The sequence below is a fragment of the Flavobacterium sp. FPG59 genome (assembly GCF_002150205.1).
Taxonomy (GTDB): Bacteria; Bacteroidota; Bacteroidia; order Flavobacteriales; family Flavobacteriaceae; genus Flavobacterium.
This window is the reverse complement of record NZ_MTCA01000023.1, coordinates 1-25,864: the sequence shown is the minus strand read 5'-3', so window position 1 is coordinate 25,864 and position 25,864 is coordinate 1. Positions and strand designations below refer to the sequence as shown.

The 25,864-nt window shown below is 35.8% G+C and carries 27 protein-coding genes and 2 tRNA genes; 22 read left to right on the top strand and 7 right to left on the bottom strand.

Annotated features, from left to right (window positions below):
- Positions 1-47: 47 nt before the first annotated feature.
- The 3 genes from FPG59_RS04195 to FPG59_RS04185 form a co-directional block, all read right to left on the bottom strand.
- The gene (locus FPG59_RS04195; protein ID WP_086453363.1) at positions 48-302 is read right to left on the bottom strand and encodes a GIY-YIG nuclease family protein; all 255 of its coding nucleotides are present in this window, start codon (positions 300-302) and stop codon (positions 48-50) included.
- A 194-nt stretch (positions 303-496) separates the two neighbouring features.
- Positions 497-569, bottom strand: a tRNA-Met gene (locus FPG59_RS04190).
- A 322-nt stretch (positions 570-891) separates the two neighbouring features.
- Positions 892-964 (bottom strand) — tRNA-Met (locus FPG59_RS04185).
- A gap of 202 nt (positions 965-1,166) precedes the next feature.
- On the opposite strand from FPG59_RS04185, the gene era reads away from it, so the two are divergent.
- The 7 genes from era to FPG59_RS04145 all read left to right on the top strand — a co-directional run bounded on the left by era (position 1,167) and on the right by FPG59_RS04145 (position 7,513).
- Positions 1,167-2,048 carry a GTPase Era gene (era, locus tag FPG59_RS04180; RefSeq protein WP_086453362.1) on the top strand — a complete coding sequence of 294 codons (882 nt, stop codon included), beginning with the start codon at positions 1,167-1,169 and terminating at the stop codon, positions 2,046-2,048.
- A 366-nt stretch (positions 2,049-2,414) separates the two neighbouring features.
- Positions 2,415-2,963, top strand: a complete 549-nt coding sequence (locus FPG59_RS04170) for a DUF2975 domain-containing protein (RefSeq protein ID WP_086453360.1) — start codon at positions 2,415-2,417, stop codon at positions 2,961-2,963.
- 3 nt (positions 2,964-2,966) lie between these two features.
- Positions 2,967-3,176: a helix-turn-helix transcriptional regulator gene (locus FPG59_RS04165; protein WP_086453359.1), complete on the top strand. Its 210-nt coding sequence runs from the start codon at positions 2,967-2,969 to the stop codon at positions 3,174-3,176.
- Positions 3,177-3,346: 170 nt separating this feature from the next.
- A complete protein-coding gene (der, locus tag FPG59_RS04160; RefSeq protein ID WP_086453366.1) occupies positions 3,347-4,657 on the top strand; it encodes a ribosome biogenesis GTPase Der in 1,311 nt (436 codons plus the stop codon).
- 265 nt (positions 4,658-4,922) lie between these two features.
- A complete protein-coding gene (locus FPG59_RS04155) occupies positions 4,923-6,170 on the top strand; it encodes a hypothetical protein (RefSeq protein WP_086453358.1) in 1,248 nt (415 codons plus the stop codon).
- Positions 6,171-6,696: 526 nt separating this feature from the next.
- Complete coding sequence (locus tag FPG59_RS04150; RefSeq protein ID WP_086453357.1) at positions 6,697-7,011, top strand: HPF/RaiA family ribosome-associated protein; 315 nt, start codon at positions 6,697-6,699, stop codon at positions 7,009-7,011.
- Between the two features lie 193 nt (positions 7,012-7,204).
- Positions 7,205-7,513 carry a BRO family protein gene (locus tag FPG59_RS04145; RefSeq protein WP_176330690.1) on the top strand — a complete coding sequence of 103 codons (309 nt, stop codon included), beginning with the start codon at positions 7,205-7,207 and terminating at the stop codon, positions 7,511-7,513.
- A gap of 38 nt (positions 7,514-7,551) precedes the next feature.
- Here FPG59_RS04145 and FPG59_RS04140 read toward each other — a convergent pair whose 3' ends face one another.
- On the bottom strand, positions 7,552-9,126 hold the full coding sequence (locus tag FPG59_RS04140) for a murein L,D-transpeptidase (RefSeq protein WP_086453355.1): 1,575 nt from the start codon (positions 9,124-9,126) through the stop codon (positions 7,552-7,554).
- A 422-nt stretch (positions 9,127-9,548) separates the two neighbouring features.
- Between FPG59_RS04140 and FPG59_RS04135 the strand changes: the two genes are divergently transcribed.
- From FPG59_RS04135 to FPG59_RS04065, 15 genes are all read left to right on the top strand, one after another.
- The gene (locus FPG59_RS04135) at positions 9,549-12,005 is read left to right on the top strand and encodes an AsmA family protein (RefSeq protein ID WP_086453354.1); all 2,457 of its coding nucleotides are present in this window, start codon (positions 9,549-9,551) and stop codon (positions 12,003-12,005) included.
- On the top strand, positions 11,998-12,537 hold the full coding sequence (locus FPG59_RS04130; RefSeq protein ID WP_254906642.1) for a nuclear transport factor 2 family protein: 540 nt from the start codon (positions 11,998-12,000) through the stop codon (positions 12,535-12,537). Before FPG59_RS04135 ends, FPG59_RS04130 begins: the two co-directional genes overlap by 8 nt.
- A gap of 130 nt (positions 12,538-12,667) precedes the next feature.
- Entirely contained in the window at positions 12,668-13,345 is a 678-nt protein-coding gene (gene trmB, locus FPG59_RS04125) for a tRNA (guanosine(46)-N7)-methyltransferase TrmB (RefSeq protein WP_086453364.1), read from the top strand.
- 42 nt (positions 13,346-13,387) lie between these two features.
- On the top strand, positions 13,388-14,023 hold the full coding sequence (locus FPG59_RS04120) for a LysE family transporter (RefSeq protein ID WP_086453353.1): 636 nt from the start codon (positions 13,388-13,390) through the stop codon (positions 14,021-14,023).
- 31 nt (positions 14,024-14,054) lie between these two features.
- Positions 14,055-14,384, top strand: a complete 330-nt coding sequence (locus tag FPG59_RS04115; RefSeq protein ID WP_086453352.1) for an MGMT family protein — start codon at positions 14,055-14,057, stop codon at positions 14,382-14,384.
- A gap of 168 nt (positions 14,385-14,552) precedes the next feature.
- Positions 14,553-15,680, top strand: coding sequence for an Mrp/NBP35 family ATP-binding protein (locus FPG59_RS04110; protein ID WP_086453351.1), 1,128 nt, complete (start codon positions 14,553-14,555; stop codon positions 15,678-15,680).
- A gap of 69 nt (positions 15,681-15,749) precedes the next feature.
- Positions 15,750-15,989 (top strand): NifU family protein, encoded by a 240-nt coding sequence (locus FPG59_RS04105; RefSeq protein ID WP_073205171.1) that lies wholly within the window; start codon positions 15,750-15,752, stop codon positions 15,987-15,989.
- 171 nt (positions 15,990-16,160) lie between these two features.
- Positions 16,161-16,478 carry a 2Fe-2S iron-sulfur cluster-binding protein gene (locus FPG59_RS04100; RefSeq protein ID WP_086453350.1) on the top strand — a complete coding sequence of 106 codons (318 nt, stop codon included), beginning with the start codon at positions 16,161-16,163 and terminating at the stop codon, positions 16,476-16,478.
- Between the two features lie 122 nt (positions 16,479-16,600).
- Positions 16,601-16,963: an S-adenosylmethionine decarboxylase family protein gene (locus FPG59_RS04095; protein ID WP_086453349.1), complete on the top strand. Its 363-nt coding sequence runs from the start codon at positions 16,601-16,603 to the stop codon at positions 16,961-16,963.
- 5 nt (positions 16,964-16,968) lie between these two features.
- On the top strand, positions 16,969-18,183 hold the full coding sequence (locus FPG59_RS04090) for a DUF4178 domain-containing protein (protein WP_086453348.1): 1,215 nt from the start codon (positions 16,969-16,971) through the stop codon (positions 18,181-18,183).
- A gap of 2 nt (positions 18,184-18,185) precedes the next feature.
- A complete protein-coding gene (locus FPG59_RS04085; RefSeq protein ID WP_086453347.1) occupies positions 18,186-18,371 on the top strand; it encodes a hypothetical protein in 186 nt (61 codons plus the stop codon).
- Positions 18,372-18,392: 21 nt separating this feature from the next.
- Positions 18,393-18,608 (top strand): DUF350 domain-containing protein, encoded by a 216-nt coding sequence (locus FPG59_RS04080; RefSeq protein WP_086453346.1) that lies wholly within the window; start codon positions 18,393-18,395, stop codon positions 18,606-18,608.
- The gene (locus FPG59_RS04075) at positions 18,601-20,118 is read left to right on the top strand and encodes a polyamine aminopropyltransferase (RefSeq protein WP_086453345.1); all 1,518 of its coding nucleotides are present in this window, start codon (positions 18,601-18,603) and stop codon (positions 20,116-20,118) included. The genes FPG59_RS04080 and FPG59_RS04075 overlap by 8 nt, the downstream gene beginning before the upstream one ends.
- On the top strand, positions 20,096-21,721 hold the full coding sequence (locus FPG59_RS04070) for an NAD(P)/FAD-dependent oxidoreductase (RefSeq protein WP_086453344.1): 1,626 nt from the start codon (positions 20,096-20,098) through the stop codon (positions 21,719-21,721). Before FPG59_RS04075 ends, FPG59_RS04070 begins: the two co-directional genes overlap by 23 nt.
- Positions 21,702-22,718: a hypothetical protein gene (locus FPG59_RS04065; RefSeq protein WP_086453343.1), complete on the top strand. Its 1,017-nt coding sequence runs from the start codon at positions 21,702-21,704 to the stop codon at positions 22,716-22,718. Before FPG59_RS04070 ends, FPG59_RS04065 begins: the two co-directional genes overlap by 20 nt.
- 61 nt (positions 22,719-22,779) lie before the next feature.
- Here the strand turns inward: FPG59_RS04065 and FPG59_RS04060 are convergent, their stop codons facing one another.
- From FPG59_RS04060 to FPG59_RS04050, 3 genes are all read right to left on the bottom strand, one after another.
- On the bottom strand, positions 22,780-23,676 hold the full coding sequence (locus FPG59_RS04060) for a metallophosphoesterase (RefSeq protein ID WP_086453342.1): 897 nt from the start codon (positions 23,674-23,676) through the stop codon (positions 22,780-22,782).
- Positions 23,677-23,769: 93 nt separating this feature from the next.
- Positions 23,770-24,552, bottom strand: coding sequence for a DUF3050 domain-containing protein (locus FPG59_RS04055; protein WP_086453341.1), 783 nt, complete (start codon positions 24,550-24,552; stop codon positions 23,770-23,772).
- Positions 24,553-24,643: 91 nt separating this feature from the next.
- Positions 24,644-25,822, bottom strand: a complete 1,179-nt coding sequence (locus FPG59_RS04050; RefSeq protein WP_086453340.1) for an acyl-CoA dehydrogenase family protein — start codon at positions 25,820-25,822, stop codon at positions 24,644-24,646.
- Positions 25,823-25,864: the final 42 nt, after the last annotated feature.

Genomic DNA, 25,864 nt, shown 5'->3' with positions numbered 1-25,864 from the left:
CGGAGACTCGAACCTGTGTCCGCCGCGGCGGATAAGAGACCGACGAGTTATAATTTTAGAATTAAATTATTAATAAGCTCTCTTCCAATTCCTGACTTTAAATATTTTTCTCTTTTCATGGCTTCAGCTTTAGAAGAGAAAAATTCAACATAAATTACAGTCCAAGGTCTAAATTTCAAGGTGTATCCTTTAGTGCCTAAAACGTTATGTGATTTGAAACGTTCTATGAGATTAGATGTAAATCCTGTATAGTTTTTATTGAATTTTTCAGAATATAAAATGTAAACCACAAATTCATCCATGATTGAAAGTTTTTAAAAACAAAAAACACCAGCTTTTTCTGAAGCTTTTATAGTAGTCTCGCACTGGTGGAGACTCGTATCTGTGTCCGCCGCGGCGGATATGAGCCCTCCTAATTTGTGTCTACAATCTGAATACAGCTTCATTAAATCTAAGACACACAAAAAAAGCTTCAGATTTCTCTGAAGCTTTCTAGTAGCGGGAACAGGACTCGAACCTGTGACCTTCGGGTTATGAGCCCGACGAGCTGCCTACTGCTCTATCCCGCGATGTGCGTTTGTACTTTCAATAAGATTACTTTTTTTGAACCTGTGTCCGCCGCGGCGAATATGAGCCCGACGAGCTGCCTACTGCTCTATCCCGCGATGTGCGTTTGTACTTTCAATAAGATTACTTTTTTTGAACCTGTGTCCGCCGCGGCGAATATGAGCCCGACGAGCTGCCTACTGCTCTATCCCGCGATGTGCGTTTGTACTTTCAATAAGATTACTTTTTTTGAACCTGTGTCCGCCGCGGCGGATATGAGCCCGACGAGCTGCCTACTGCTCTATCCCGCGATGTGCGTTTTGTAATCTCAATAAGGCTACTTAGTAGCGGGAACAGGACTCGAACCTGTGACCTTCGGGTTATGAGCCCGACGAGCTGCCTACTGCTCTATCCCGCGATATATTTTTAATCAATGTTTCAGAACCTGTGTCCGCCGTGGCGGATATGAAACCCTACGAAAGCATTACTGCTCTATCCCGCGTTGTTTCGGGTGCAAAGATACAATCAATTTCTGCATTTTACAACATAAATTTAAAAAAATGTTTTATTTCGTCTATTCACTTGATATGACTACCTTTGTGGCATAAATTTTAGTAGAAATGTCACATAAAGCAGGTTTTGTAAACATCATCGGGAATCCAAATGTTGGTAAATCAACATTAATGAATGCCTTTGTTGGAGAGCGATTATCAATTATTACTTCAAAAGCACAAACAACTCGTCATAGAATTCTAGGTATTGTAAACGGTGAGGATTTTCAATTGATCTTATCAGATACGCCAGGAATCATTAAGCCAGCCTACGAAATGCAGGAATCGATGATGAACTTCGTAAAATCGGCTTTTGAAGATGCTGATGTCTTGATTTACATGGTCGAAATAGGGGAGCAGGAACTTAAAGACGAAGCGTTTTTTAATAAAATCATCCACTCGAAAATTCCAGTTTTGCTATTGTTGAACAAAATTGACAATTCGAACCAAGAACAATTAGAGCAACAAGTAGCTTTTTGGACAGAGAAAGTTCCGAATGCTGAAATATATCCAATATCAGCGTTGCAAAATTTCAATGTTCCTGAAGTTTTTCAAAGAATCATTACACTTTTGCCAGAGTCGCCAGCGTATTACCCAAAGGACCAACTGACGGATAAGCCGGAGCGTTTTTTTGTGAATGAAACCATTCGTGAAAAAATCTTGTTGAATTACAGCAAAGAGATTCCGTACGCAGTTGAAATTGTTACCGAAGAATTTTTTGAAGACGACAATATCATTCGCATTCGTTCTTTGATCATGGTGGAACGCGAAACTCAAAAAGGAATTGTGATTGGTCACAAAGGTGCCGCTTTAAAAAAGGTAGGTACTGAGGCGCGTGAAGATTTAGAGAAATTCTTTGGAAAACAAATTCACATTGAGCTTTACGTAAAAGTGAACAAAAACTGGAGAAGTAACGCGAATATGTTGAAGCGTTTTGGGTATAATCAGTAGTAATAGTGAGAAGTGAGGAGTGAGAAGTGAGATGTGAATTAATGGTAATTTTTTAGTTTTCATTTAAATGCAATATTTAAAATCAGTACTAGAGTTAGTCTCTTGTACTGATTTTTTTTTAGCCCAGAGCGAAAAGAAAACCCCGCAGCGAAAAAAGGATGTTGTTGCTGCGCGTGTAGAGCGACAAAAGGAAGCTCCTGCACGGGCTTTGCAACAGCTCCTTGAGGCGCGAGGAGTTGTATTGTAGCGCTGGAATGGCTCCTGAAAATTTTAAAAGCGATAAAAATATTTTGATAAATAATGTATTTTTATTGTTTTTCAATAAATAATGATATATTTGTGTTTTAATTTTAAATACTTTGTATCATGTCTAGAAAAACCAATTTTGTTTTTAAAGTACTGCAAGTGGTATCTTGGATTATTTTTGTGGGTCTTTGCATCCAGGCGGGTGGCTTTATTTTTAACACTGTTTTTACGTTGCTGCTCAATCCTGCTGGGGCAAGTAAGTTTTGGACAGAGGTTGATTTGGAAGCTTTGTATTACTTCAACCAGTCGCATTATGTGACTTTGACTGTTTTAATGTGTATTGTTGCGGTGTTGAAAGCGATCTTGTTTTATACTATTGTACTTGTTTTTCACAGTAAAAAAATTGATTTGGCACAACCGTTTAATGATTCTCTCAAGAAATTTATCGATTTGGTGGCTAGTATTTCTTTTGGAATTGGACTTTTTTCATTGTGGGGAGCAGGCTTTACAAAGAATTTGATTCAAGACGGACTACAAATGCCTAATGTTGCCGATTTAAGTTTTGGTGGTGGTGATGTGTGGTGGTTTACCAGTGTTATTTTATTAGTAATTGGGCAAATTATAAAAAAGGGAATCGAAATGCAGCAAGAAAACGAACTAACCATTTAAGTTATGGCAATAATTGTAAACCTAGATGTGATGATGGCCAAGCGCAAGATGTCATTGAACGAGCTTTCGGAGAAAGTAGATTTAACCTTGTCTAATTTATCCATATTAAAAACAGGAAAGGCTAAGGCGGTTCGGTTTAGTACTTTGGAGGCTATTTGTAAAGCCTTAGATTGCCAGCCAGGCGATATTTTAGAATATTCGAAGAACGAATAAATACAAAGGGTAGTGGTACGGTTGTGAGTTTTGTTTTGAAGATGAGGTGGTTAGGTTTTGCTAATGTGGCTAATATTCGAAAAAAATTGATAATCACGCTTTTAAACACTACCTTTGCCACCCGAAACGGAAAAATAAGGTTTCGGAAAAACGAATTTTCAAATTATATTATGAATAACATTGTTGCGATAGTAGGAAGACCTAATGTGGGGAAATCGACCCTTTTTAATAGGCTGATACAAAGAAGAGAAGCTATTGTAGATTCAGTATCTGGGGTGACCCGCGATAGAAACTATGGTAAAAGCGAGTGGAACGGAAAAGAATTTTCTGTAATTGATACCGGAGGATACATAAAAGGTTCTGATGACGTGTTTGAGGGCGAGATCCGCAAACAAGTAGAACTTGCTATTGATGAAGCCGATGTCATCATTTTTGTGGTTGATGTTGAGGAAGGCATAACGCCTATGGATGATGTTGTGGCGCGCTTGTTGCGTAAAGTGACTAAGCCGGTTTTGCTAGCGGTAAACAAGGTAGACAACGCCATGCGTGAGAAAGATGCCTTAGAGTTTTACAACTTAGGTTTAGGAGATTATTTTACTTTTGCCAGTATATCAGGTAGTGGAACAGGAGATTTATTGGATGCTTTAATTGATGCTTTCCCGGTAAAACCAGAACCTGTTCAAGAGGAAGTGGTATTGCCTCGTTTTGCAGTAGTTGGGCGACCAAATGCGGGTAAATCAAGTTTTATTAATGCCTTGATTGGTAAAGAACGTTTTATGGTTACGGACATTGCGGGTACTACGCGTGATGCTATTGATACGAAGTTTGACCGTTTTGGGTTTGAATTTAACTTGGTAGATACTGCGGGAATTCGTCGTAAGGCTAAGGTTAAGGAAGATTTAGAATTTTACTCGGTAATGCGTTCTGTGCGTGCTATTGAACATGCTGATATTTGTATCCTTGTCATTGACGCGACACGTGGATTTGAAGGACAAGACCAAAGTATTTTTTGGTTGGCCGAAAAAAACCGCAAAGGGGTAGTAATCTTGGTAAACAAATGGGATTTGGTTGAGAAAGATACGATGTCAACCCGCGATTACGAAGAGAAAATCAAGAAGGAATTAATGCCGTTTACGGATGTGCCAATTCTTTTTGTTTCGGCTTTGACCAAGCAGCGTTTGCTAAAAGCATTAGAAGCTACGGTTAAAGTGTATGAAAACAGACAGCAGCGTATTGCGACTTCTAAATTTAACGAATTCATGCTAAAGGTAATTGAGGCTTATCCGCCACCAGCTACCAAAGGAAAATATGTGAAAATTAAATATTGCATGCAGTTGCCTACACAAACGCCTCAGTTTGTATTTTTTGCCAATATGCCACAATATGTTAAGGAACCGTACAAACGTTACCTTGAAAATAAAATTAGAGAAAATTGGGATTTTTCAGGAGTGCCAATCGATATTTATATTAGAGAGAAATAAAACTAGAAAACCACTTTGTAACGAAGTGGTTTTTTTGTTTTAGCAGATGCCAAAAGCCCAAGATTTGATTCTTGGGCTTTTTTTGTAGTATTTGTTACTTGTTAACGGATTTGTAAGTTATATGAAGATTTCTATTGTTAAGAAAATTATTATGATTATTTTCGTAGAAGTAAGAGCTATTGAAATGGTATGAAGCTATCTATATTTGGATAGATTGGATTTGTTTCATGGCATTTATATTAGTTAACAACAATTATAAAAAAAAATGAAACTTACAAAAGAACAATTACTTGAAATAAACGAAATAAATAAGGTTATTATCGGTTTTGCCGATTATTTTGCTGATTATGAAGAGGAATTACTTTTTTCAGAAGAAAGAATACAGGAAATAGTTGAGGAGAAAGAAGACATTGAAAGCATTGATATTAGTTTTCCTGGTGAACACGATATTGCTTCAATTGAAACATCTCAATTCTTAGAACTTGGAAATGAAATTAAATCAATCAAAGTTATTAATAAGAATTATACCAAAACTAACCTACGTAGTTACTATATAGTTGCAGCAACCGATTCAGAAGAAAACCATGTTCTGAGTGAATATAGCGATATCAAAACAACTGCATTAAATGGAACTAGAATAAACATCTTAACTGAATCTATAATTGTTGGTTTAGCAGCAACAAAACTTGGAGAATATGACAGAGATTATTGGGGTACATTTAGCCAGTATATTTCAATTGAAATTATTTATGATAAGGTAGAAAATGTTTTGACTAAAGAAAAAGAAATTGACCTTTTAAATTCCTTTATTTTTGAAGTTGCTGATAGCACAGGCATTGCATTAAATTTTTCTGAAATTAGAAATCCTATAGATGATTATTATGAATATGACGATACAGAAAAACTAACACAAACACTTAGAGAACTAGAACCGTTTAACGAAGGGATGAAACTTTTTGTTTCTGCTGTACAAATAAAGGATTCAGAATTAAAATTCCTCAATTTTTATAAGGTTTTAGAGCATTTCGCACCGATAGCTGTAAATATCGAAGCAAATGAATTAATGAGAAAAAAACTTGATGCACCAAAAAGTTCATTTGAAGATGGGGACTTTATAAGATCAGTATTTGAGCTTGCTAATTCTATGCGTGATAAATCCAATGATGAAGACTTAATTAAGGCTTCATTTATTTCTTGTATCGATTTTGTTGGATTATTTAAAAAATTACCATTATCAATTAAAAAGAAAATAAAAAAACATCTAAATATAACTGAAATCACTTACTCACTTGACAAACAAAATATAAATACTGCTAGTAATATTGCTGCAAAAATTATATACAAAACTCGAAATAAAGTTGTTCACGCAAAATCAAATTTTAACTTAACTGGCGATGAAATAGATGTGGAAGAAATCAATGATCTAAATGAATTTATGAAAGAAGCAAGTTCACAAGCAATTCGATGGTATTCAAGACAGCCGAACCATCATAAACTAGAAATAATTAAATAACTGTTGCAAACAGCTAGAGTTTCGTTGCGTGCGAAGCACGAACAATGAAACTCGTGTTGAACGGAACCGGCAATTATCTTGTAATATGGAGTTATCGAAAAGTGTAAATAAGGCTATTTGAGAAGTGTTTCTATTTCTATTATGGAATTATCGACAATGTATTGAAAATCAATTAAGTAATGTAAATAGAAACGTCCTTATTCTATTGCAAAAATACAAAAAATAGTTTTTGAATTTGTTTTTAATGGTTGTTTTTGAAAGGAATTTATTTTAAGGCTCGCAAGCTACCGTAGGTTTAGTTCAACAAATGCTACAACGGATTTGGGCAATTGGCATAATGGAAAGTTGGTTTTGTATTTGGAATGATTTGGCAAATCCGAAAATAGGGCTTAATTTAGTCCCAAACCCGCTGTAGCGCGAGAACGATATTCAAGTGTGTATTATTTTCCCAATATTTTATTAAGGTGTTCGGTTTTTCATACAGCAATCGGTAAATTTGAGAATAGAACATTAAATAATAAAAATTATGACAGTACAAATCAACACAGACAATAACGTAGAAGGACATGCTCGCTTAAAATCATATATTCAAGATGAGGTAGCCACTACTTTGGCTCGTTTTGAGGAAAAGGTAACACGCCTTGAGGTGCATTTAGGAGATGAAAATAGTGATAAAGGCGGAGTAAATGACAAGCGCTGTACCATTGAGGCTAGACCTATCAACATGCAGCCTGTAGCAGTTACAAACCACGCCGATACTACTGAAAAAGCCTTCCACGGAGCACTCGATAAAATCAAAAAAGTACTAGAAACCTCTTTCGAGAAAAAGAGAGCGTTTTAATCCATAGCCTTTTGGCACACTAAAAAAAAATGACACTGTCTTATGGAGATAGTGTCATTTTTTTTTGTCAAGAATCTTTAGAATTGCAATAGTAGTTTTTATTATTTTAATAGTAAATTAGTATTCTCGCTGTGATTCCAAAAAGCATTGAAAAGTAGCCATTTGAGAAAACGAAATTTATTAGAACAAAATAATGGAAAACATAAAATTATTCGAAAGCCAAAAAATACGTTCCTCCTGGGATAATGAACAAGAGAAATGGTTTTTCTCCATTGTAGATATTATACAAGTTTTGACGGATAGTCCTAGGTCACGGAAATATTGGAGTGCACTGAAAACAAAACTGAAAAACGAAGGAAGTGAACTGTCCCATAATATGGGACAATTGAAAATGATGGCAGATGATGGTAAAATGCGTTTGACAGATGTTGCTGATACTGAGCAACTATTCCGTTTGATTCAATCTATTCCTTCGCCAAAAGCAGAGCCTTTTATACAGTAGCATTTTTGGAGCATACATAAAACCACTACTCGAACTGATTATTGATCAAACAGTAAGTTGGCCAGCGCTTCATCACGCTCATACACGTCTTCGTAAAAATGAATCACACCATCGGGATCTACCCAAGCGGTAAAATAACCTATGTAAACCGGAATTTTATTTTTTAGCGTGTACCATTTTTCATCGCCGGTATCCATGGCGGCATTAATTTTTTCAGGATTCCATTTTGGGTCGTCTTTCATGATGGCTGCCGCTAGTTGTCTTGGTTTTGCAACCCGAATGCATCCATGGCTAAAAGCGCGGTCTTCTCTGCCAAACAAACCTTTTGAGGGCGTATCATGCAGGTAAATTGAATTTGAATTGGGAAATAAAAATTTCACAAGACCTAGAGAATTATGATTTCCAGGTTTTTGTCGCACAAGGTTGTCTTTCCACTCCATATTGTGTTGCTCCAAGTAATTGGGGTTTTTGGCAATAGCGGGTAAGATTTCTTTTTTAATGATGCTTTGCGGCACATTCCAGTACGGTCTAAAAACAATATACTTCATGGGCGCGCTAAAAATCACGGTTTTATTCAGGGTCTTGCCCACAACAACTTTCGACTGGAGTTCGGGTTTTCCGTCTCTAAAAAAAGTAAGTTCGTAGGCAGGAATGTTAACTACAATAAGTTCTTTGGATTTTGTGATGTCTTTTGATATCCATCTGCAGCGTTCCATATTGATCATTAAAGTCCTAATTCTACTTTCAACCGGCACATTCATGTACCGAATGTGTTTTGGCAAAATCTTTTTGTTCAGGAGATTGCCGCTTCTTTTCTTAAAGTGCAGTATTCCTTCGGCAAGTTCATCGTCATAAACAGCACTTTTAGAATCGGTAGAAATATCTTTAGTGATAAACAAGCGGGTGCGAATGGCTGCAATGGTGGCTGCGCTGTCTCCGGGTTTGTAGGACGCAACAGTAGAGTCAATAGGAATGGGTTTCCAGCCGCCTTTTTTTTCTATTTTTCTATATTCTTCAAGAACGTTTTTTAATAAATAATACTGCTTGATGGCACCTTTTTCATTTTTATGAATCAACTTAGGATCAACTAATAAGGAGTCCAAATAGTCCACATAGGATTGTTTTTGTCTTGGTAGAAACCATCCTAGTTCTTTAGATTTCTCTGGATCAATACCGTGAAATACTTTGTCCACATAAAAGAAATATATGGCAGAGCATAGTAACTCCGTGTTGATGTTGGGTTTTTTAGTTTCGGCGGTACTTGTGAACAAAGCATCTAGTTTTTCCTTGTAGGGTATTTTGGTTCGCACGCCTTCTTCACTGATGTTGTTGACTTTATTGTACATAACGCCAGCAAACTCATTGATGCCGTTTTTATCATACCAAATGTACTTGAACTGATGTTTGCGGTACAATTGCGTCACTTCGGTTTGATACTGTTGCAAGGCGGGATGCTGAGTAAAAAAAGTTTGAATTTGAGTGCTATCAAAAGTGGCTTCAAATACAGGGGTGCTTTTTGTAGCGTTTGTGGCGAGTTCCTTTTTCTTGCAAGAAACAAAGGTCAACAACAAGATGAAAACAAGGCAAAATGCGGTAACGTACAGTTTTTTCATAAGACCAAATAATATTTTAAAAACAGCGGTTTTGTGATGCAAAATTAAGGTAAATAGGAACCTCACCGACCACAATGGAATAGCGTCAAGCTTGTGGCAAGACTACTGCTGTGTGTTTTATTTTGTATTTTTTTAAAAAGTAAAAATAGTAAATTACTGTAAATAAACGTTTTGCAAAGTAATTTTTGTTTTGTTTAACTGCATCAGGCTTACAAAACAAGGGTTCTAATCCAATAATAATACAACAAATGCGCAAATACTTGTAACTAATATCTAGTTTTTATGGCGCTATTTTGTTGTTTGGTACTGTTGAGAGTATTGAATAGCTTTTTGGTGCCAAATAGTTTTGTATTTCAGGCTGTTGCCAAAGATATAAAGCTGATAATCCTGTACCTTTATTTTGATAGAATGCACCATGTAGTATGAAAAAAAGAATCTTGAATATAAAAAACCATCTCAAAGCCTTGCCTTACAAAAAAATCGTAAAGAGTGTTGGTGTTTTTATAGTGGTACTTGTGGCTGTATTGGGTCTAGTTACAGGACTCTTCTCCTGGTATTTTACAAGCCATAAAAAAGAAATTGTAGCACTTGTAAATGCTAAAATTAACGAAAAAAGTACTGCATCAGTAGTTATAGGTGACATAGATTATAAGTTGTTCAAGGGTTTTCCTAGCATGACATTGGCTTTAAGCCAAGTTGTAGTAAAAGATAGCATGTGGCAAGCGCACAAAAGAACGCTGCTTCGTGCCGAAAAAATTGAATTGCGATTGAACGTCGTAGCATTACTAGGCAACCAAATCGAAATGGATAAAATTGAAATTCAGCAGGCCAAAATCCATCTTTTTAAAGGGAAAAACGGTTTAGACAATACGCTTTTGTTTCGGGTTAAACCCAAAAATAAAGAGGAGAATAAAAAATCGCCACCATCTATTGATCAAATAATTTTAAGCCAAGTTCGGTTTATATCTGAGCATCAAGAAAACCACAAACTGTTTGATTTTGATTCCATTTCTTTGCAAAGCAAAGTACAATATGATGGAGATAATTGGCATGCCTTTGCTGATTTGAGTACGCACGCAAGAAGCATGGCTTTTAACACACAAAGGGGTAGTTTTATAGAAAATAAAAAAGTGCATGGGCTTTTGGGTTTAGATTTTAATGCCGAAAGTAATTCCATTGCTGTGGTGTCTAAGGAACTGGCTATAGGAAATACGTTTTTTGAGGTTGATGCCCGTTTTAATTTAGACCCTAATACATCACCTTTTAAAATTGCGTTAAACGCGACCTTACTTTGGCGTGAAGCCTCAAGTTTATTGAGCAATAACATTAGTGAAAAGATAAATCAATTTGATTTTAAGAAACCCATTCAAGTAGGATGTACCATCAACGGAGACATGAGTAAAACAGGGGATCCAGAAATTATAGTTCAAGCCAAAATAAAAAACAATGATTTAAAACTTCCTGATGGACTAATTACAGCCTGCACCTTTGATGCTACGTTTATCAATAATTATAAAAAAGGAGCGGGTTTCAATGATGCTAATTCAGCCATTACGATTACCGATATGAAAGGAAAGTTTAAAACCATACCTTTTGAAATCCCTATCGGAATCATTTTGAATTTAGAAAAAACAGAAGCAGCTGGAAGTTTTCGATCTAATTTCCCGATTACACAATTGAATCAAGTGATCAATAAAGAATTGATGCATTTTTCTGGCGGTCAAGCCAAAGTGAATTTAGATTTTAAGTTTGATGTTCAAAAGTTACGCATTAAAAAACCCAAGTTTACTGGGAATGTTTATGTTAAAGATGCTATTGTAAATTATGGCCCACGAAACCTGACGTTTCTTAAAACCGATATACAACTTGACTTTACTGAGAAAGCGTTGCTCATTAAAAAAATTAACTTCAAAGACAATCGCAACTCGGTTTTTATGGAGGGACGAATAGACAATTTCATGACCTTGTACTATGAAAATCCTGAAAAAATGATTGTGAATTGGGACATTTACGCTCCTTTTTTAGATGTGAAACAATGTATAGGAGCCTTAACAAGCAGCAGTAAAAAACCAGCTATTCAAGAAAAATCACAGGATTCTTTCTCAAAAGAATTGTATGAAGTCATAGATAAATGCCAAGTTGTACTAAAGCTAAAAGCAGATAAAATGACGTACAGCAAACTTGTGGCTACCCAAACCAAAGCAACAATTGTATTGGTAAATAATTCTTTACGTGTGAGTAATGGCAGCGTGCAATGTGCAGGCGGAACTGTAGATTTTGAAGGGCAATTGACTCCAGAGAAAGATCATTTTAAATGGCAGTCAGAAACAAAAATACAGAAAGTAAATCTGAATCAATTTTTAGAAGGATTGAACAACTTTGGCATCACATCTTTTGAACCCCGCAATGTCAAAGGGAAGCTTACCGCAACTGCTAAAGTGCAAGGACTGTTGCAACCTGGCGGACAGCTTAAAACCAACTCCATGAAAGGTGTAGCAAAATTTGAAGTGGTAAAAGGAGCGTTGATAGACTTTAAACCTATTACTAATATTGCCAAGTTTGCCTTTCCTTTTCGGGATGTAAATAATATTTCCTTCAGTGATTTATCAGGTGATTTCAAAATAAATGGTGAAAAAATTCAGGTAAACGCTTTAAAAGTGAGTTCGAATGTGCTGAATTTAGATGCAAAAGGAGTATATTCGTATGGTAGAGGAACTCGATTGGCTATGACTATTCCTTTGCGTAATCCTAAAAAAGATCACTTACTTTTAACGGATAAAGAGCGAGAAGAAAAACGTACCAAAGGCATCGTCTTGCACTTAATAGCCGCAGATGTCGATGGGAAAATTAAAATTAAATGGAACAAAAATCATGAATAAAGCAATGTTTTTCAGTAAGTCTGTGTGTTTATTTGCAGTAGTATTTTTTGTGTGTGGAACACCTTTTGCAACAGCACAACAGCAAAAAGATAAAGACGCCATTCATACCGTGCTTAATAATTGGCACAAAGCCGCAGCAGAAGCAAACTATAAAGACTATTTTAGTTTAATGACCGATGATGCCGTTTTTATTGGCACCGATGCAACAGAAAATTGGGATAAAAAAGCTTTTCAAGCCTACGCAAAACCTCATTTTGATAAAGGTAAAGCTTGGAGTTTTACACCGCTGGAACGACATTTGTTTTTTGATAAAACTGGAACTACAGCTTGGTTTGATGAATTGCTTGACACCCAAATGAAAATTTGCAGAGGATCTGGTGTTTTGGTAAAAGTGAATAACCAATGGCAAATACAGCATTATGTTTTATCCATGACCATTCCAAATGAAAATTCCAGCAAAGTGATTGAATTGAAAGCAGCAAGCGAGTCGGTAATTATTGATAAGCTCAAGGCTCAAGGAATGAAAAACTAAGAGCTGGCACTTTTTTTAAGCAAAAAATAGGTTTAGTTATCGAGAGTTTGTCTCTTGATTTTTCATTTTTTTGCTACTTTGACATTCTATCTTATATAATTCCTTAATTTTGCCCAAATATTCAAAAAAAGTGGGAAGCAAAAATAAATTAAAGAGGTTCAAAGAAAACGAGACATTCAATAACGTTTTTCAACCAACGAGAGAAGAAGTAGTAGGAGACTTGTTTCCTTTGAAAGGGAAGTGGAATACTGATTTTTTTAAAAATGACAATCCATTAGTTCTGGAGCTAGGTTGCGGAAAAGGCGAATATTCTGTTGGACTTGCTGAAAGATATCCAAACAAAAATTTTGTAGGTATCGATATCAAAGGCGCCCGTTTTTGGCGTGGAGCCAAAACAGCGGTTGAAACCGGATTGTATAATGTGGCTTTTATCAGAACCCAAATTGAACTCATCAACCATATTTTTGCTGAAAACGAAGTAGATGAAATCTGGATTACTTTTCCAGATCCACAAATAAAATACAAGCGTACTAAACATAGAATGACAAATTCACAGTTTTTACAATTGTATAAAAAAATCCTCAAAAAAGACGGTGTTGTAAACTTAAAAACAGACAGTGAATTCATGCATGGCTACACGCTAGGCTTGCTGCACGGTGAAGGTCATGAGGTTTTGTATGCCAATCACAATGTGTATGTTAATGAAGGAAGTCCAGAGGAAGTAACTGCTTTTCAAACTTTTTACGAAAAACAATACTTAGAAATTAACAAAGCAATAACATATATTCGATTCAAAATCAAAGAATAGTTTTATATTTGATGCAGATATTTCTGTACTAGCACTTTGACTATGAATTTAATCACTTCCTTGTTTTTGGGTTTTATTACCGCTTTTGTAGGGATTACACCTCCGGGTTTAATCAATATGACCGCTGCAAAAGTCAATATCAAGGAAGGAAAAAGTAGTGCCTACTGGTTTGTACTAGGAGCAGTAATTGTGATCTTTTTTCAGGCGGCCTTGGCACTTTTTTTCGCCCAATTTATAAAAGAACGTCCAGATGTTATAGTGCTCTTGCGTGAAATAGGTTTTGGAATATTTGCTTTACTCACCATTTATTTTTTGTTTTTAGCCAAAAAACCGGTTAAGAAAAAAGACAAAATCAAGAAACGAAGTACGTCCACACGTTTTTTCTTAGGCATGCTGCTCTCTGCACTTAATTTTTTCCCTATTCCGTATTATGTTTTTGTGGGGGTTACACTTGCTTCCTACAATTTATTTTATTTTGACACTACCCATGTCTTTATTTTTGTTTCTGGGGTTGTTTTGGGATCTTTTTTAGTCTTTTATTGTTATATCACTTTTTTTCAAAAAATTCAAGACAAGACAGATTATCTCATGCGCAACATGAATACTATAATTGGCAGTATTACAGGTTTGATATCTCTTGTCACCTTAGTAAATATTGTTCGATACTATTGGGGATAATTCTTGTAACTCATTTTGGTACTCTACAATCATGACTGATACTAATTTCTTTGAACGTGTTTATGATATCGTAAGGCAAATACCGTACGGCAAAGTAACTTCATACGGCGCTATTGCAAAAGCGCTAGGAGCAGCACGATCAGCACGAATGGTGGGTTGGGCCATGAATGCATCACACACACTTGAGGATGTACCTGCCCACAGAGTTGTCAATAGAAATGGTTTGCTTACTGGCAAAATGCACTTTGATGGCACAAATTTAATGCAACAACTTCTAGAAAACGAGGGAATTGTAGTGCTAGACAACCAGATTGTTGATTTTAAGAAACATTTTTGGCAGCCCGAAACCGCTGTTGAATAACAATTTTAAGCTGAAAATCAGTTATAATTCCTACTGATTGATAAATCAATAAATGCAATGTAAATCCTTTAAAATATTAACTTTTCATCCTATCTTTGTAATCTGAAATGAGTTTAAATAAACATAATGTAGCATTCTAAAAATACTATTAGAATAAATAAACACACCATGAAACTAGATAGAAAAGAAATACTTAAAGCCCTAGAAACAATTACAATTGCTGGTGAAGGAAAGAATATGGTAGAGAGCGGTGCAATTACAAACGTAATCACTTTTGGAGATGAGGTAGTTGTTGATTTAGTATTGCATACACCAGCGATGCACATCAAGAAACGCGCTGAAGATGATATCAAAAAAACGATCCTTGAATTGGTTTCGGCTGAAGCCAAAATTAAAATCAATACTAAAGTTGAAGTAGCTGATAAGCCAGAAATTAAAGGAAAATCAATACCAGGAATCAAAAATATTATAGCCGTAGCCTCTGGAAAAGGAGGAGTAGGTAAATCAACAGTTACAGCAAACCTAGCTGTAACATTAGCAAAAATGGGTTTTTCAGTAGGGATTTTAGATGCCGATATTTACGGACCATCTATGCCTATCATGTTTGATGTTGAAAATGAAAAACCAATATCAGTTACCGTTGATGGAAGGTCTAAAATGAAGCCGGTAGAAAGTTATGAGGTAAAAATTCTATCTATTGGGTTTTTTACAGCACCAAGTCAAGCCGTAATCTGGAGAGGACCCATGGCTTCCAAAGCATTGAACCAAATGATTTTTGATGCTGATTGGGGAGAACTTGATTTTATGCTTATTGATTTGCCTCCAGGAACAGGAGATATTCACTTGTCTATTGTACAATCATTGCCTATTACCGGTGCCGTTGTAGTAAGTACACCACAAGCCGTTGCTTTGGCTGATGCCAAAAAAGGAGTATCCATGTTCTTGTCTGAAGCTATCAACGTTCCTGTTTTAGGAATTATTGAAAACATGGCGTATTTCACACCCGAAGAGTTACCAGAAAACAAATACTACATCTTTGGTCAAGAAGGAGCTAAGAATCTTTCAGAGGATTTAGGCGTACCTTTTTTGGGGGAAATTCCAATTGTACAATCTATTCGCGAAGCTGGAGATTACGGTCGTCCTGCAGCCATGCAAATGGCCTCAGTAGTAGAACATATTTTTGATGAGGTAACCCGCAATGTAGTGCGTGAGGTAGTAGCTCGTAACGAGAGTTTACCAGCCACCGAAGCAGTAAAAATAACAACAATGGCCGGTTGCTCAGCGGTAAAAAAATAATATTAGAATTTTTTGAAAATGATTTATAATCTTTCAATTTTCTAATCTTTCAATCTTTAAAAAAAGAAAATGACAACAGAAGAATTAACAATAGAAGTTCAAAAAGCACTCGAAGAAATAAGACCTTTCTTGAATTCAGATGGGGGCGATATTACTCTTATCTCCATTGAAGATGACAAACATGTAAAGGTTCGTCTTGAAGGAGCTTGCACCAGTTGTAGCGTAAACCAAATGACGCTGCGAGCAGGTGTTGAAACAACCATCAAAAAATTTGCTCCTCAAATAGAAACTGTTGTCAATATTTTATAACATCAGTATGGCGTGACCCTTTTATTAAAATAGGCTACAAGAAGTACAACTGAGAAGCCTATTTCAATAAAACGGTCAGGCTATCCGCTCCGCTTTGGCGGATTGCTTCTATCCTTCACGCGGGCGTAACTAACAACATAATCGTAACACACACACACACACTAGAATAGCATGGATGTATTAATCAAAATAAAAGATAGAGAAGGAGTAGTGCATGAATTACAAGCTCCTACAGATATGGCAATGAATATAATGGAGCTTTGTAAAGCCTATGAACTTCCTGTAGAAGGAACTTGTGGCGGTATGGCCATGTGTGCTTCTTGTCAATGCTATGTTTTAAATGATGTTGCCCTGCCAGAAATGGGTGATGATGAAGAGGCCATGTTATCTGAAGCTTTTTATGTTAAATCAAACAGCCGTTTGGGATGCCAAATCCCAATTACAGAAGAGTTAGAAGGATTAGAATTAGAATTAGCTCCTGAAAATTAAGCAAAATTTACCACTAACATACAACCTCAAATAATGAAAATTATTTGAGGTTTTTTTTATTCAAAATAAAAGAGATATATTCGTACAGTAAAAATCACATTTCAATTTTTCATTACGAATACATGGACCTTACGACCTATTCCCCTGGATTGCATAAACTAGTTACCTTGCAAGTTCAGGATACTCAAAAATTAACGGATAGTGCCGGTTTCACTAAGGTTACAGAAGAAATTCTGACTCAATTTTCGCTAGAAAAAGTAGGTGTCGTAGTTCATGATTTCGAAAATAGAAGTTTCACCATTTCATTTTGCCTCAAAGAATCCCACATTTGTATTCACACTTGGCCTGAGTACAACCAGCTGACTTTAGATGTCTATTTGTGCAATTATTTACAAGACAATTCACAAAAAGTAAAAGATGTAATGGCTGCCTATGTGGCTTATTTTGATGGGGTGCTAATAAAAGATTTCGAAATTAACAGATAATACGCATGGAAGTTACCTGTACAAATTGCAATCATACCACACAATTAGATCTAAACTTTGATGTAAAAATCTATGCGTGTACCAATTGTGTTTATGTTTATCAAGAACGAGATGGTTTACGATTTAAAGATCAACTAAGACCTTACACCTTTACTGACCAATTTGAAATAGGTCAAGTAGGTGTTTTTAATAATACCGATTACACCATTACGGGGATTTTGGTCAAAGAAAATGAAGGATTTGAATGGACGGAATACATCCTGCAAGGCAAAGAAAATTTTTTATATCTATCCGAAGCCGATGGGCACTGGATCATTCTTGAAGAAATAGAATTTGCTTCAAAAGTAGGGAATCATCCATTAACGGTTGATTATGAAGAACTAACTTTTGATAGATATGATTATTTCTATCCCAAATTAATAGCGGCTCGCGGTTTTTTTGACTTTGATATTTTTGAGAAAGCAGAGCTCATTGAGTATATAAATCCGCCTCAAGTACTTTCTTTTGAACGAAATGGAAGCGAACAAAATGCTTTTTTGGGGAAACACATTTCTAAAGCAGCTGTAAAAAAAGCCTTCAATGCTTCTTATTTACCCACTAAAGTTGGTGTAGGAATGGTGCAGCCTTTTCTGTTTAACTTGCGTAATTTAGCCATTACTTTATGTTGTGTTTTGGCATTAATTTTAGTGTCTAACTGGTATTTAAACAAAGAGCGTGTTCGAACAGAAGTGCTGGATGCCCAACTAGCATTGGCAAACTTTACTAATAAAGATTTTGTAAGTCCTAGTTTTACACTCACCGGTAGCGCTGCACCATTAAAAGTACAGTTGTATGCACCCGTGAGCAATTCATGGGTCAATGTTCAAGTAGCACTTATCAACGAAAAAACAGGCGAAGAAGTCTATGCTAGTAAAGATATTGAGCGTTATTCAGGCTACACAGATGGTGAGTCATGGTCCGAAGGTTCTAACTCAGAGGAGTTTAATTTATGTGGTATCCCAGCGGGCACCTATCATTTAAACATCACCCCAATGAAAGCTCCTGAAGATGTTAACAGTGATTTTATGAATGTAAAAGTGGTGTGGAGCGAGCCTTCATCCAGAAATATTTGGCTCATTTTAATAATTATGGTTGTTTTTGTACTGGTCTTGTATTATGTAGAGAAAAATTTCGAAGCTAAAAGATGGGGAGAAACCAACGAGTCTTTTTTTAATTCTTAAGTATGGATAAGATTTTAGATTTTATGCGCGGTAATGCTCTTTCACTTGTAATAGGAGCACTTTTTTATGCATTGTTTTTATATTACAACACCTCTGGAAGTCAGTTGTGTGATTGCGAATCTACCGAAAATTATAGACCTTCCTCTTCAAATTCACGCGGTGCTGTAAACCGTTTTTATCATAAATAAATTAATTTTAAACTTTCAAATATGGAATTTATCACTTCAAAACCTATTTTAAATTCGCTTGTTTTTTCACTTTTAGGAATTATCATTTTATTGATAGCGTACTTTATTATTGAAAAACTAACTCCCGAGAATACTTGGAAAGAAATTACAGAAAAAAATAATACCGCTGTAGCTATTGTCTTTGGTGCACTTATTATTGGTTTTTCAATGATTATTAGTGCCGCAATACATGGGTAAAAAATTTTTAAAGTTTGAATACCTGCTCCTTTTTGCTGTTTTTACAATTGCAACCTGTGGTTTGGTTTATGAGCTAGTCGCAGGAACGCTTGCTAGTTATTTATTAGGTGATTCTGTAAAACAGTTTTCGTTTATCATAGGGGTCTATCTTTTCTCCATGGGAGTGGGTTCTTATTTTTCTAAATTTCTAACAAAGAACATGCTCAACACTTTTGTTGAAATTGAAATCTTGGTTGGGCTTATAGGTGGTTTAAGTTCGGTTGTACTGTTCTTACTGTTTGAGAGTGTGTACTCTTTTCAATTTATTTTATACCTTTTAGTGTTTATAACGGGCTGTCTTGTAGGACTTGAAATCCCATTGTTGATGAACATTTTAAAAGACAAAGTACAGTTTAGAGACTTGGTTTCTAATGTGTTTACTTTTGATTACATTGGAGCATTATTGGCATCCATATTATTTCCGTTAGTATTGGTTCCTAAACTCGGAATCATGGGAACTTCCTTGTTTTTTGGGATGATCAACGTGAGTATTGCCATTGCCTTGTGCTTTCTTTTAAAATCTGAATTGAAGAGCGTATATCTATTAAGAACCAAGGCCATTGGAGCTTTCTTAATCTTGTTTGTAGTGTACTTGTTTTCCAATTCTATTTTGTCATATTCTGAGGGTAAACTGTATGGGGAAAATATTATTTACTCAAATGCAACTCCCTACCAGCGCATTGTGCTTACTCATAACAAGAGCGATTACCGCTTGTATTTGAATAATAATTTGCAATTCAGTTCAACAGATGAATACCGATATCATGAAGCACTGGTGCATCCGGCTATGTCTATGGCCAAAAAAGTAGATAACGTGTTGGTTTTAGGCGGTGGTGACGGGTTAGCCGTTCGAGAAATTTTGAAATACAAAGAGGTTAAAAAAGTGACTCTTGTCGATCTTGATGAAGGCATGACCAAGTTGTTTCAAACCAATTCTGTTTTAACTAAATTCAATGCAAATTCCTTGAATAATCCCAAAGTAGAAGTACTCAACAAAGATGCTTTTGTATGGGCTAAGAATACCAAAAAACAATATGATGTAGTGGTGGTGGACTTTCCAGATCCATCAAATTACAGTTTAGGGAAGTTGTATTCTTGGAGTTTTTACAGTACCCTCAAACAAATTTTAACTCCTGATGCCGTGGTGGTAGTGCAAACAACCTCGCCGTATTTTGCTCCAAAATCGTTTTGGTGTATCAATAAAACCATGATGGAAGTTTTTCCTCAGGTGGATGCGTATCATGCCTATGTTCCCTCTTTTGGAGAATGGGGATTTTCAATTGCTATGAATGGGTTTCAAACTAATTTTAACTCAGTAAACAGGCAAGTAGAAGGGTTGCGTTTTTATAATTATCAGTTTGATAAATTCAATTATTTTGCCAAAGATATGATTTCAAAAGACATTGAAATCAATCGATTAGATAACCAAATTTTAGTGCGCTACTTTGATGAAGAATGGGGAAAATTATAATACCTCCAGACGTTTTTTTGTAAAAACGGTTGGATTAGCTTTATTAGCTGTTCCGTTTTTGCAGGCTTGTCAAGAAAAAGTGATTCAGGTTCTTATTCGTTTGTCTGGCACTAATCATATCTTGGGGCACCGATTGCTTACCAAAAACTTTCCAAAACCAACCAAGCAAATTCATATTCCCTATTTAATTGTGGGAGGCGGAATATCTGGGCTAAGTGCTGCTAGGCAATTTTCAAAAAAAGGAATTCATGATTTTTTAGTGGTGGAATTAGAAAACCATTTGGGAGGAAATTCATCAAGTGGGGAAAACAAGTATTCTAAATATCCGCTAGGAGCGCACTACTTACCATTACCTAATAAAGCCGATCAAGAACTGCTTGATTTTCTTGAGGAAGAAGCCATTATTCAAGGTTATGACCATGAGGGGTTTCCAATATTTGATGCGCAACAACTCACATTTGCACCAGATGAAAGATTGTTTTATAGAAACAATTGGCAGGAAGGTTTGGTACCAAAAACAGGAAACACGCCAGATGAAGATGCACAAATTCAAGATTTTTTCCTGAAGATGAGCACTTTTAGAACGGGTAAAGATAAAAACGGAGTGTATTATTTTGATATTCCTTTAGCCAAATCTTCTCAGGACTCATCCATACGGGCTTTAGATAAAATGACAATGCTGCAATGGTGCGCGCAAGATGGGTATACAGCGCAACCACTCTTGAATTACATTGATTATTGCTGTAGAGATGATTTTGGTTTGGGTATCAAAGAAGTTTCGGCTTGGGCGGGTATTCACTACTTTGCAGCTCGTAAGCAAGACACGGCCCCAGATGGAAATGATACCGTACTTACTTGGCCCGAAGGCAATGCACGTTTAGCTTCACATTTAAAAAAACATACTCATTCTAAAACGCTAACCAACCACATTGTTTTTGATATAAAAATTGAAAATAATAAAGTAATTGCTGCCACATATGATGCGCAAAATCAAACTTCACTTGAGATAATTGCCGATAAGGTTATTATGGCTACACCTCAGTTTGTCAATCAATACTTTTTTAAGGATCGAAAAAAAATCACTAAAGATTTTCATTACGCACCATGGTTTTTGGCAACTCTAGTAGTTTCAGAACTTCCAGATAATGGTAGTTTTCCTTTGTGTTGGGACAATGTAATTTATGGTTCAAAAGGGTTGGGGTATATCTACGACCAACACCAAACGGTACAGCAAATCCAACCCAAAAAAGTGATTACGTACTACTATAGTTTTTCAACGGTTGAGATCAAGAAAAATCGCAGACTTTTGTACTCCCAAAATGAAAACTATTGGAAACAAATAGTTCTTAACGATTTAAAAATGGCGCATCCCACCATTGAAAGTTTTATAGAGGACATACACATTCATAGATTGGGACATGGAATGATTAGTCCTGTTCCGGATTTTATTTTTGGTCAAGCCAAAAAAGAAGCTTCAGCTAGCATTGATAATCGGATTTTCTTTGCTCATTCTGATTTGGCTGGAATTTCAATTTTTGAAGAAGCATTTCATCAAGGTATTAACATTGTAAACACAATTCTAGATGGAACAACCGTGGATTGATAAGCCCAAAACAGATGTTGTTTTTATTCTAGCACCTGCTTTTTTTGTGGTTGCTGTCGTTTTTCTATTTCAAGATGCGTTACAGTATGTGGAGGAGCATTTTTCCTTTTATACCTGGTTGTTTCTGATTGTTTTTATAGATGTGGCTCATGTGTATGCTACCTTGTTTAAAACGTATTTTGTTCCAGAGGCATTTCAAAAAAGACGGTTCTTATTGATTTTTCTCCCGATTTTATGTTTTGTAATTGGTATGATTCTCTTTAGTTTTGGAAGCCTTGTCTTTTGGTCAGTCTTGGCGTATGTAGCTGTTTTTCATTTTATAAGGCAGCAATATGGATTCATGCGCTTGTATTCACGTAAAGAAGTAAAAACCAAGTGGAGTACTTTTTACGATGCTTTAGTTATTTATACCGCTACAGGATATCCTATGTTGTATTGGTTTTTCTCAACACCTAGAGCCTTCAACTGGTTCACGCCCCATGATTTTGTAAAACTTGAACATCAAGGGATTTTAAGTGTTTTGGGTTGGGTTTACTCACTAATTCTTGTAAGTTATCTAGTTTTTACGGGGTATAAATATGTAAAAGATCAGTATTTTAATATTCCAAAAAATGCCATTATTGCAGGAACTTTTTTATCATGGTATTTCGGAATCGTATATTTTAATAATGATTTGGTTTTTACGTTACTCAATGTTGTGTCTCACGGTATTCCGTATATGGCTTTGATTTATCTAAACGACATTCAAAAAAATAGTACCAATTCATATCGTTTTTTAGGTTCTCTACGTGGCGCTAGAGGTGTACTGCTTTTTATAGGCTTTGTGCTTTTTATTGCTTTTTGTGAAGAATATTTTTGGGAAATTTTGGTTTGGAACGATCAGTTTGCTGTTGCTAGTTATGATTTTTCTAGCTGGCAATTTATCTTGGTTCCCTTACTCACAGTACCTCAATTTACCCATTACTTGCTAGATGGTTTTATTTGGAAATCCAAGTAAAAATTTGCTGTGTAAAACTGGTTTTTAATTTTGTTCTGTGTTGTAATTTTTCCGAAACAGTTTAAATATAGTCTTTTAAAAGTGTGGGGCCTTCAAGGATTTCTTTTACTACTTGCAGCGTACCATCTTCTTTAGTATCAATAAACCATTTTATTAAAGTTATGGTTCCTTCAACGATTTCTATTCCGGTTATGCTACGCGGATGTACGCAACTACCATCGTTAAAGTAAGGGACAGAATGAGCATTGGGATAAGAAAAACAAGGTCTGTGTGTATGTCCTACAATGGTAAGTTTCCTATTGTTATTTGCAATCCATTTTTTTATTCTGAGTTCAATTTTTATGCGTTCCACATAATTTTTTGCTGGACTTGTAGGATCAGAGATGCCCCATATTTGCAGTGGTCTCCATAATATTCGTACTAAAAACCGATTTATTTTCCAACCTACATAATTCATATAATCGGCTTGATGACCGTGGGTTAAAAACAATTCTTGCTTGGTTTCTTTATGTTGTAGTACTAAAGCTTCATGGCATTGAATACCAGTAAACAAGGGCTGAACGGTATCGTTTTGAGTATTGGTATAGGTAAATAGTATTTTTTCAACACTTTTTTTGTCTTTAAAATTCATTTCATGATTCCCCCAAATTTTAAAATACCGATTTGAATCGTGGAATTTTTTTAACAACAAGTACACGCTTTTATGGGCTTCAAAAATGGTTTTGAAATAGACGTTTTCCCATAATTCATCACCGTCACCAAGTTCAAAATAAGAAAAGCCTTCTTTGTAATATTGGGTCATGGCGTGAAAATAGACATTTCTATTGTCTGCAAAGTCATCTGCAAAACTATTATCACTTCTGTGGCAATCACTAAATAAAATGAATTTTGATGTGTCATCAAAGGGAATTCTTGCTGCTTCTGTGTATGCTCTTGTTAATCTTTTTTGGGATGACATCTTTGCTTTTTAGTGCACTAAAGATAAAAAAAATACGGTAAAAAGTAGTCCATAAGCCTACTCTTTACCGTATTTATTATTTAAAATCTTGGCTTAAGCCAAAGCAACATTTAGTGTTAATGACTCCTCTATAGCATCCCAAAGTCCAATTCTTTTTTCTAATGCCATTTTCGAAACTTCCTCCACATCTGACCATTTTTGTTCGTCAGTACCACATAGCTCTGTGATCATTTTCATGGCCATTGGTCCGTGTTCGTCACCGTCAAGTTCAATATGTCTTTCAAAATAATAGATAAGTTTACTCAAGTCTGTTTCAGGGAAATTAGCTTGAAAGTTTTTCAAGATTTCAGTGAACATACTTGGAATTAAATCTTCTCTACCAAAAGTGAAAGCAGCGGCAATTTCATGAGATTTACCTTCTTCAATAACTCGGAAAGTAAAGTCTAAAAAAGCTTTAATGTTGGGATGTAAATTACTAGTTTTAATCGCTACAAAAATATTTTTCAAAGAGTCTACTTCCTGTAAAAAGCTTTTGATTCCATTGGTATCTGCTTGACACGCTTCCATGGCCTCAATATACATTTCATAATGACTGGAACGTTTACCATCAAGAGTTAGATCTGATTCTTCGGCTAATACAATTTCATTGATTAAATATCTCGTTTCAGGATTTGGAGTAGCAAACCATGGCGTTGATGTGCAGGTAAGCTTAGATTGAAGTGCTTTTAAAAGGGACATAAAATCCCAAACAGCGTAGACGTGATTTTCAAGAAAACACTGTAAATCTTCAATTGTTCTCACTTTGTTGTACAATGTGTGCTGCAGTAATTGTTCTTTTTGTGATTGAATACTATTGTTTATTGTGGCAATATTCATAGGTGGTATTTTTGTGTAAAGATAAAAAAGCTTCTTGTTTCCAAGAAGCCTTTATTATCATTTTTAAGTATACTTTAATAAACGTTTACTACTATTTAAAAGCTGGAATTCCAGTGATATCCATACCTGTAATTAGCAAGTGAATGTCATGTGTCCCTTCGTATGTAATTACAGATTCTAAGTTCATCATGTGGCGCATAATTGAGTATTCTCCTGTAATCCCCATTCCGCCTAAAATTTGTCTGGCTTCACGAGCTATATTGATAGCCATATCAACATTGTTTCTTTTGGCCATCGAGATTTGAGCCGTTGTTGCTTTTCCTTCATTTCGTAAAACACCAAGTCTCCAAGTTAGCAATTGTGCTTTTGTGATTTCAGTAATCATTTCGGCCAATTTCTTTTGTTGCAATTGGGTTCCCGCAATTGGTTTGTCAAACTGAATTCTTTCTTTAGCATAACGCAAAGCGGTATCGTAGCAATCCATAGCAGCACCAATAGCACCCCACGCAATTCCGTAACGAGCCGAGTCTAAGCAACCAAGTGGGGCTCCTAATCCAGATTTATTTGGTAAAAGGTTTTCTTTTGGAACCTTCACGTTGTCAAAAATTAATTCTCCAGTAGATGATGCACGAAGCGACCATTTGTTGTGCGTTTCTGGAGTAGTGAAACCTTCCATACCACGCTCTACAATCAAACCGTGAATTCTACCTTCTTCATTTTTAGCCCAAACTACGGCAATATCAGCAAACGGAGCATTAGAAATCCACATTTTAGCACCATTTAAAAGGTAATGGTCACCCATGTCTTTAAAATTGGTTGTCATGCCACCCGGATTAGATCCATGATCAGGTTCGGTCAAGCCAAAACAACCCATGAATTCTCCAGTAGCTAGTTTTGGTAGATATTTCATGCGTTGTTCTTCGTTACCGTATTTCCAGATAGGATACATCACTAACGATGATTGAACAGATGAAGTAGAACGAACTCCAGAATCTCCGCGTTCAATTTCTTGCATGATTAAACCGTAGGAGATTTGGTCTAAACCAGCACCTCCGTATTCAACAGGGATGTATGGACCAAAACCACCAATTTCACCCAAACCTTTTATAATTTGTTTCGGGAATTCAGCACGTTGTGCAAAGTCTTCAATAATAGGCGATACTTCTTTTTTTACCCAAGCACGTGCCGATTCCCGCACTAGTTTGTGTTCTTCGGTTAGTAAATCGTCTAAGTTATAATAATCTGGTGATTGAAATAAGTCTGGTCTCATGGTTTAGAATTTTTATAGCTACAAATTTACATAAAGAAATAT

Coding starts and splice junctions, on each gene's coding strand:
- FPG59_RS04090 (WP_086453348.1), top strand. CDS start 16,969: ATGGAAGTTACCTGTACAAATTGCAATCATACCACACAATTAGATCTA.
- FPG59_RS04170 (WP_086453360.1), top strand. CDS start 2,415: ATGTCTAGAAAAACCAATTTTGTTTTTAAAGTACTGCAAGTGGTATCT.
- FPG59_RS04060 (WP_086453342.1), bottom strand. CDS start 23,676: ATGTCATCCCAAAAAAGATTAACAAGAGCATACACAGAAGCAGCAAGA.
- FPG59_RS04165 (WP_086453359.1), top strand. CDS start 2,967: ATGGCAATAATTGTAAACCTAGATGTGATGATGGCCAAGCGCAAGATG.
- der (WP_086453366.1), top strand. CDS start 3,347: ATGAATAACATTGTTGCGATAGTAGGAAGACCTAATGTGGGGAAATCG.
- FPG59_RS04140 (WP_086453355.1), bottom strand. CDS start 9,126: ATGAAAAAACTGTACGTTACCGCATTTTGCCTTGTTTTCATCTTGTTG.
- FPG59_RS04095 (WP_086453349.1), top strand. CDS start 16,601: ATGGACCTTACGACCTATTCCCCTGGATTGCATAAACTAGTTACCTTG.
- FPG59_RS04105 (WP_073205171.1), top strand. CDS start 15,750: ATGACAACAGAAGAATTAACAATAGAAGTTCAAAAAGCACTCGAAGAA.
- FPG59_RS04115 (WP_086453352.1), top strand. CDS start 14,055: ATGACTGATACTAATTTCTTTGAACGTGTTTATGATATCGTAAGGCAA.
- FPG59_RS04150 (WP_086453357.1), top strand. CDS start 6,697: ATGACAGTACAAATCAACACAGACAATAACGTAGAAGGACATGCTCGC.
- FPG59_RS04155 (WP_086453358.1), top strand. CDS start 4,923: ATGAAACTTACAAAAGAACAATTACTTGAAATAAACGAAATAAATAAG.
- FPG59_RS04100 (WP_086453350.1), top strand. CDS start 16,161: ATGGATGTATTAATCAAAATAAAAGATAGAGAAGGAGTAGTGCATGAA.
- FPG59_RS04130 (WP_254906642.1), top strand. CDS start 11,998: ATGAATAAAGCAATGTTTTTCAGTAAGTCTGTGTGTTTATTTGCAGTA.
- FPG59_RS04085 (WP_086453347.1), top strand. CDS start 18,186: ATGGATAAGATTTTAGATTTTATGCGCGGTAATGCTCTTTCACTTGTA.
- FPG59_RS04070 (WP_086453344.1), top strand. CDS start 20,096: ATGAAGAATGGGGAAAATTATAATACCTCCAGACGTTTTTTTGTAAAA.
- FPG59_RS04145 (WP_176330690.1), top strand. CDS start 7,205: ATGGAAAACATAAAATTATTCGAAAGCCAAAAAATACGTTCCTCCTGG.
- FPG59_RS04055 (WP_086453341.1), bottom strand. CDS start 24,552: ATGAATATTGCCACAATAAACAATAGTATTCAATCACAAAAAGAACAA.
- FPG59_RS04065 (WP_086453343.1), top strand. CDS start 21,702: ATGGAACAACCGTGGATTGATAAGCCCAAAACAGATGTTGTTTTTATT.
- FPG59_RS04110 (WP_086453351.1), top strand. CDS start 14,553: ATGAAACTAGATAGAAAAGAAATACTTAAAGCCCTAGAAACAATTACA.
- FPG59_RS04075 (WP_086453345.1), top strand. CDS start 18,601: ATGGGTAAAAAATTTTTAAAGTTTGAATACCTGCTCCTTTTTGCTGTT.
- FPG59_RS04120 (WP_086453353.1), top strand. CDS start 13,388: ATGAATTTAATCACTTCCTTGTTTTTGGGTTTTATTACCGCTTTTGTA.
- FPG59_RS04135 (WP_086453354.1), top strand. CDS start 9,549: ATGAAAAAAAGAATCTTGAATATAAAAAACCATCTCAAAGCCTTGCCT.
- FPG59_RS04080 (WP_086453346.1), top strand. CDS start 18,393: ATGGAATTTATCACTTCAAAACCTATTTTAAATTCGCTTGTTTTTTCA.
- era (WP_086453362.1), top strand. CDS start 1,167: ATGTCACATAAAGCAGGTTTTGTAAACATCATCGGGAATCCAAATGTT.
- FPG59_RS04195 (WP_086453363.1), bottom strand. CDS start 302: ATGGATGAATTTGTGGTTTACATTTTATATTCTGAAAAATTCAATAAA.
- FPG59_RS04050 (WP_086453340.1), bottom strand. CDS start 25,822: ATGAGACCAGACTTATTTCAATCACCAGATTATTATAACTTAGACGAT.